The 6,251-nt window shown below is 70.8% G+C and carries 5 protein-coding genes; 3 read left to right on the top strand and 2 right to left on the bottom strand.

The window, feature by feature from the left end:
* Together ACY5KJ_RS03040 and ACY5KJ_RS03035 are read right to left on the bottom strand one after the other, a co-directional pair.
* On the bottom strand, positions 1-2,105 hold a 2,105-nt coding region (locus tag ACY5KJ_RS03040), incomplete at its 3' end, for a protein kinase domain-containing protein (protein ID WP_462202746.1).
* 476 nt (positions 2,106-2,581) lie between these two features.
* Positions 2,582-3,289, bottom strand: a complete 708-nt coding sequence (locus ACY5KJ_RS03035; protein ID WP_462186129.1) for an IclR family transcriptional regulator — start codon at positions 3,287-3,289, stop codon at positions 2,582-2,584.
* Between the two features lie 91 nt (positions 3,290-3,380).
* Here ACY5KJ_RS03035 and leuC point away from each other — a divergent pair, with 91 nt between their 5' ends.
* The 3 genes from leuC to ACY5KJ_RS03020 all read left to right on the top strand — a co-directional run bounded on the left by leuC (position 3,381) and on the right by ACY5KJ_RS03020 (position 6,250).
* Positions 3,381-4,778 carry a 3-isopropylmalate dehydratase large subunit gene (gene leuC / locus ACY5KJ_RS03030; protein ID WP_462186121.1) on the top strand — a complete coding sequence of 466 codons (1,398 nt, stop codon included), beginning with the start codon at positions 3,381-3,383 and terminating at the stop codon, positions 4,776-4,778.
* 83 nt (positions 4,779-4,861) lie between these two features.
* Positions 4,862-5,449 (top strand): 3-isopropylmalate dehydratase small subunit, encoded by a 588-nt coding sequence (gene leuD / locus ACY5KJ_RS03025; RefSeq protein ID WP_462186120.1) that lies wholly within the window; start codon positions 4,862-4,864, stop codon positions 5,447-5,449.
* Positions 5,450-5,965: 516 nt separating this feature from the next.
* Positions 5,966-6,250: an HU family DNA-binding protein gene (locus tag ACY5KJ_RS03020; protein WP_011437995.1), complete on the top strand. Its 285-nt coding sequence runs from the start codon at positions 5,966-5,968 to the stop codon at positions 6,248-6,250.
* The last annotated feature ends 1 nt before the right edge of the window (position 6,251 follow it).

The following is a 6,251-nucleotide window of genomic DNA, read 5'->3' as shown; positions in this document are numbered from 1 at the left end:
GTCGGGGCCGGGGCGGACGCCGGGGGCTTGGTGCAGGCCAGGGTCAACGTCACCGTCGTGGAATGGCGTGGGCGCTGTCCGGCGGGGGAGTACGCCGACACCTTGCTGGTCTCGCCGTTGGCGCACGACCCGTTGACCGCGGTGGAGGTGAAGCCGGCGAAGCTGAGCTGCCACTTGGCGTCCGACTCGGTCATTCCGATGACGCCGGGTACCTGCGCGCAATCCTCGACCTGCAGGTTGATCGTGGTCGTTTTGGCGATCTTTCCCGACTTCGGGGACTGCTGCGCGACGGTGTCGACCGCACCGGCACCGTAACACCCGAAGGCCTTACTGAGGTGCGTGAAGCCCGCCGACCTCAGGGTGTTCTCCGCCGTGGTGAACGAGCTGCCCTCGGTGTTGGGAACGGTCGCCGTGCCGTCGTCGGTGGGCGACGGGGACGGGCTGCTCCGCGCCGTCGGGCTGTTCGTCGGCGTGGCCCCTGTGGGGCTAGCCGCAGCCGCCGTACCGGCGCCGGGGGAGGGAGATCCCTTCGCGCTGGGCCGCGGGGTCGCCCCGCCCCCGGAGAGGCTCGTCGGGTTGACCCCAACGGCCACGCCCGGAGCGGCGGCTCCGCTGGTTCTGAAGCCGGAACCGCCCGAGGCTGCCGCGGCGGACACCCCGGCGGGACCGTCCGCGCTCAGTTCCGCGCCGGTGCCCCCGCTGGAGGCGAGCGCCCAGGCGCCGGCACCGGCGACGAGGGCGACGACAAGGCCCGCACCCGCCGCGATCCGGCTACGCCGCCGCCGGTCGGCGGCCGCCCGCGAGGCGGCCGCGGCCCCACCGATCGGGGGGCCGGGTTGGTGGTTCGCCGGGATCGCCGACATGACTGTGTTCGTGTCCGCGGCCGGAGCGTCGGAGCGGGCCGGGATCCGCAGCGCCGGCTGTATGCCGGTCGGGGCGTCACCGTCCCACCCTCCCCGGCCGCCGGCGGCCGGGGCCATCCGGGTGCGCTCGACGCCGCCATCCCGTCCACCGGTCTTCGTGCCACCGGTCTTCGTGGCGGTGGTCAGCAGACTGCCCGCGATCTGCGTGTGCTCCAGGTCGGACCAGTCAGGCGCGGCGGATGCGCCGACCACGCCTCCCGTGCCCGCCGCCGCGGCCACGGCGGCGGAGCGCACCACGCGCTGCGTTCCCGTGGCGGGGGAATGATTGTCGGCCCGGGCCGCGGACGCGCCGGCGAGTGCGGAGAGCTGGATTCGGTTGTCATGGTCGGCATGGCTGCCTGGCCTGGACGCGTAGCCGGTCCCCCAACGGCTGGCCTCGAGCGCCTCGACCAGGTCCTCGGCCGCATCGGCGGCGCTCACGGGCCGCTGCCTCGGGGACTTGGCGAGCATTCCGGCCAGCACACCCCACACCGGCGCCGGCACACCCTGAATGGGCTGGGGCTGTTTTTCGCGGTGCGCCTGCAGGAGCTCGGCCGGGTTGGGGGAGTCGAACGGCGGCGAACCCGCGAGAAGCTCGTACAGCACGACTCCCACCGAGTACACGTCCGCTGCCGGGGTCGGTGGCGCGCCCGTGCTCAGCTCGGGGGCCATGTAGAGCGGGGTCCCGATCGGTCCGGTGGTGCTGGTCCGGGACGAACCATTGATCATCTGGGCGATCCCGAAGTCGGTCAGGCGCACGATCGGATGAGCCGGATCGGAGGTGTCGATGAGTATGTTCTCGGGTTTGACGTCCCGGTGGACGACGTCGGCGGCGTGCACGCTGTCGAGCGCCCACAGGGTGCCGACGACGAGCCGGACCGCCTCCTCCACCGGCCGAGGCCCGAACTCGCGCAGATGGGCCCGCAGGTCGGGACCGTCAACCAGATCCATGACTATGGCGAGCACATCGGGTTCGTTCACCAGATCGCGTACGGCGACGAGATCCGGGCTGTCGAGGTCGATCAGAAGGTCCCACTCACGCAGGAATCGCTCCACGATCTTGGGATCGTCGGCGAGCTCGGGGCGCAGTACCTTGATGGCCACGGGAGCACCGTCCGAGACGGCGGCGCCCCGCCAGACCTGGCCGGTCGTACCCTGCCCGAGTACCTCGTGCAGCACGTACCGCGAACCCAGTTTGCGCACCGCGCGTTGTCCCCTTCTTTGGCGCCGCCCGGGGCGGCCGAGCCTACGGCGGCGCCGCTGCGGGCGGCGGCGGCCCGTGGGCGGAGCCCGGAGCGTCATCCGGACGAGCGCACCAGCGCGCGGGCGAGCTGTATTGCTTGCACTAGATGCCAATACCCGCATGGGTCATCCGGCCTACTGTTCCGATCATCCGAGACGGACGACTCGAACAGGCTACGACGTAGGGCGGCGAAGCCGCGCGGCGGGGGATACCCCTGCGCGGTAGAGCCGCCGCCCGCCACCGGCAGATGTAGCCCGGGCAGTCGTGGGCGTGGGGTCCGAATGGGGGATTCAAAATGGCGAATGGCAAGAACGGCCGACGAAAAAGGTCTGGTCGCGTGTTTTGTGGCCGAGGAAAAGTTGTGGCGGTCCACCGTTGGTGACCGACGTCCGGTGGTCGGCGGTTGGTGGCGGGTGGATGCAGGCGGGTGGGTGTGTCAGCCGACGGTCGGTGTCGAGAGCCGGGCCGCCGCGGCGAGGACCGCCGCGCCGTGCCGGCGTCCCGGCGACCGGGTGAGCCGCTCCACCGGCCCCGACAGGGACACTGCCGCGATCACTGTTCCCGGGCCGTCGTGCACCGGGGCGGACACGGACGCCAACCCCCTCTCGCGTTCCCCGATGCTCTCCGCCCAGCCACGATCGCGCACCCGGCGGAGGACGGCTTCGTCGAACAGGGCTCCGGCGAGCAGTTCCGGCTCGGGATGTGCCGCGAAGGCGAGGAGGACCTGAGCGCCGGATCCCGCCGTCATCGGGAGCGTGGCGCCGACGGGCACGGTGTCGCGCAGGCCGCTGGCGCGTTCGGAGGCGGCGACGCAGTGGCGCAGGGCCCCGCGCCGCACATAGAGCTGGGCACTTTCTCCGGTCATCTCGCGAAGCTCGGTGAGAACCCGGCCGGCCCGATCCAGCAGGTCCCACGGCAGGGGGGTCGGGGTCCCGGCGGCGAGCCGCGGCCCGGGGACGAAGCGGCCGTCGGCGGTCCGGCCAAGGAGGCGGTGGACCTCGAGAGCGTGTGCCAGCCGATGCGCCGTCGCGCGGGTGAGCCCGGTTCGGGCCACCAGATCAGCGAGTGACGCCGGTCCCGCCTCGACGGCGGTCAGCACGAGGGCTGCTTTGTCCAGGACTCCGACTCCGCTAAGCTGTTTCACACATTGATACTGTCATCCTACATCATGAGACAACAGGCTGTGGGGCAGGGAAGCTCATCGCCACGCCAGAAGAGGGGAGAATGGGTCGACCATGGGGCGCACACTTGCGGAAAAGGTCTGGGACGCCCACGTGGTGCGGCGCGCCGACGGCGAACCGGATCTGCTGTACATCGATCTGCACCTGGTTCACGAGGTCACCTCGCCGCAGGCGTTCGAGGCCCTGCGGCTGGCCGGGCGGCCCGTGCGGCGTCCGGAGCTGACCCTCGCCACCGAGGATCACAACGTCCCCACCACCGACACGCTGGCGCCGATCGCCGATCCGATCTCGGCGGCTCAGGTGGAGGCGCTGCGGAAGAACTGCGCCGAGTTTGGGGTGCGGCTGTACCCGATGAACGACCCGGGCCAGGGCATCGTGCACGTCGTCGGCCCACAGCTCGGGCTGTCCCAGCCCGGCATGACGATCGTTTGCGGTGACAGCCACACCTCCACCCATGGCGCGTTCGGGGCGCTGGCTTTCGGGATCGGCACCAGCCAGGTCGAGCACGTCCTCGCGACCCAGACGTTGCCGCAGCGCAGGCCGAAGACGACGGCGATCACCGTGGCAGGCGACCTGCCCGTCGGGGTCACCGCGAAGGATCTCATCCTGGCGATCATTGCGCGGATCGGCACCGGCGGTGGTGCCGGCCACGTCATCGAGTACCGCGGTGCGGCGATCCGGGCCCTGCCGATGGAGGGCCGGATGACGGTCTGCAACATGTCCATCGAGGCCGGCGCGCGCGCCGGGATGATCGCGCCCGACGACGTCACGTTCGAGTATCTCGCCGGGCGGCCGCATGTCGCCACCGGTGCCGCCTGGGAGGAAGCGGTGGCCTACTGGCGTACCCTCGCCTCCGACTCCGACGCGGCCTTCGACCGGGAGGTCGTGATCGATGCCGTGAGCCTCACGCCCTACGTCACCTGGGGCACCAACCCGGGCCAGGCCGCACCGCTCGGATCGCTGGTTCCCGCGCCCGCCGACTACCCGGACGCGGCCGCGCGGGCCTCGGTCGAACGAGCGCTGACCTACATGGGCCTCACCCCCGGCACCCCGTTGTCCGACGTCGCCGTCGACACGGTGTTCATCGGATCGTGCACCAACGGGCGCCTGAGCGACCTGCGCGCCGCCGCCGACGTGCTGCGCGGCCGGCGGGTGAGCGAGGGGGTCCGGGTCCTGGTCGTTCCCGGCTCCATGGCGGTGAAGGCGCAGGCCGAGGCGGAGGGGCTCGACGAGGTCTTTCGGGCTGCGGGAGCGCAGTGGCGCAGCGCCGGCTGTTCGATGTGCCTCGGCATGAACCCCGACACGCTCCGGCCCGGCGAGCGCAGTGCCTCGACGTCGAACCGCAACTTCGAAGGCCGGCAGGGGCCGGGTGGGCGCACCCATCTCGTCTCGCCCGCGGTCGCCGCGGCCACCGCCGTGACCGGTCGGCTGACCGCTCCGGCGGATCTGTAGCGCGCCCGGCGTGGATCGTCGGTCCACGCACGACGGCGACCGTCGTTCATCCACGACTTCTTCGAGAGGGGAGCGTTTCCGCGATGGAGGCGTTCACGATTCACACCGGGCGCGCGGTGCCGCTGCGCCGCAGCGACGTCGATACCGATCAGATCATTCCGAGTGAGTGGCTCAAGCGGATCGAGCGGACGGGGTTCGGCGCCGGCCTGTTCGCGCAGTGGCGCGCCGACGACGGCTTCGTGCTGAACAACCCGGTGTACGCCGCGGCGTCGATCCTGCTGGCCGGCCCGGACTTCGGCACCGGTTCCTCGCGGGAGCACGCCGTCTGGGCGCTGCAGGACTATGGGTTCGGTGCCGTGCTCTCGCCCCGGTTCGCGGACATCTTCCGCGGCAACGCCCTCGGCAACGGACTGTTGCCGGTGCAGCTGCCGGCTGAGACGGTCGAGGCACTCATGTCCGCCGTCGAGGCGGATCCCACGATCGAGATCACTGTTGATCTCGTTGCGCGCGAGGTCCGGGGCGCGGGGCTGGTGGCCACCTTCGACCTCGACGACTTCACCCGCTGGCGGTTGATGGAGGGGCTCGACGACGTCGGGCTGACCCTTCGCCACGAAGAGATGATCACCTCTTTCGAGGCTGGCCGGCCCGCCTGGTCGCCGACCACCGCCTAACGCCCGGGGCTGTCACCCGGTCACCGGTGTCCGGGTGCGCCGGTTCCCGAGTACGCACCATCCGCCGGGACAGGGTCGGATCCGGTCCTGGCCGAGGGTTCACGGTGGCGCGTGTCATATCTCACATTCGGGAGGGTGAGATGGGTGGCGGGCGCATCGGGGGGAATTGATCGTCTCCGAGGGGGATGAATCGACTGTCGCGGCTGGCGTCCGGGCAGCTACCCATCGGAGTGGTATCGGCGAGGCCGGGGGCATCCGGCTACCAAAGGGTGACATTGCGCCCAAACCGAAAGGCAATTCTCGCTACTGAACGTAATGAATCTGCCGAACGGGCTATGCCGGCCGGACCCTACGCATCCCGTCGCCCACCGGAGCGAACCCGTTGACGTGCGGGTTTGTGTGACGCGACACGCTCACGGGAATTGCCCTCGACAGTGGAGATGCCTACGGTGCAGCGCAGTGTGATGCCCGATCTGCTCCCCACCCCGCGCCCGCGGGGGGCGTCCGGAGGTTGTTGTGAACAAGTCCCAGTTGGTTGACCGCATCGCCCAGCAGATCGAGGGCGGGCGGTCGAACGCCACCAAGGCCGTCGACGCGGTGTTCGACGCCATTCAGGAGGCCGTCGCGAGCGGAGAGAAGGTGACTATCACCGGCTTCGGCGTGTTCGAGCGGGTGGAACGTGCCGCCCGCACGGGTCGTAACCCGGCGACGGGTGAGCCCGTGCACGTCGCTGCCTCGGTCGTGCCAAAGTTTCGGCCCGGCTCCGAGTTCAAGTCGAGCGTCTCGGCGAGCAACGACTGAC

It is taken from the genome of Frankia sp. CcWB3 (assembly GCF_977927595.1).
Note: the sequence above shows the minus strand (reverse complement) of the source record. Positions and strands in the feature narration are given on the sequence as shown.

Excerpts from the sequence above, each read along its gene's own strand:
- leuC (WP_462186121.1), top strand. The coding sequence starts at position 3,381 with ATGGGGCGCACACTTGCGGAAAAGGTCTGGGACGCCCACGTGGTGCGG.
- leuD (WP_462186120.1), top strand. The coding sequence starts at position 4,862 with ATGGAGGCGTTCACGATTCACACCGGGCGCGCGGTGCCGCTGCGCCGC.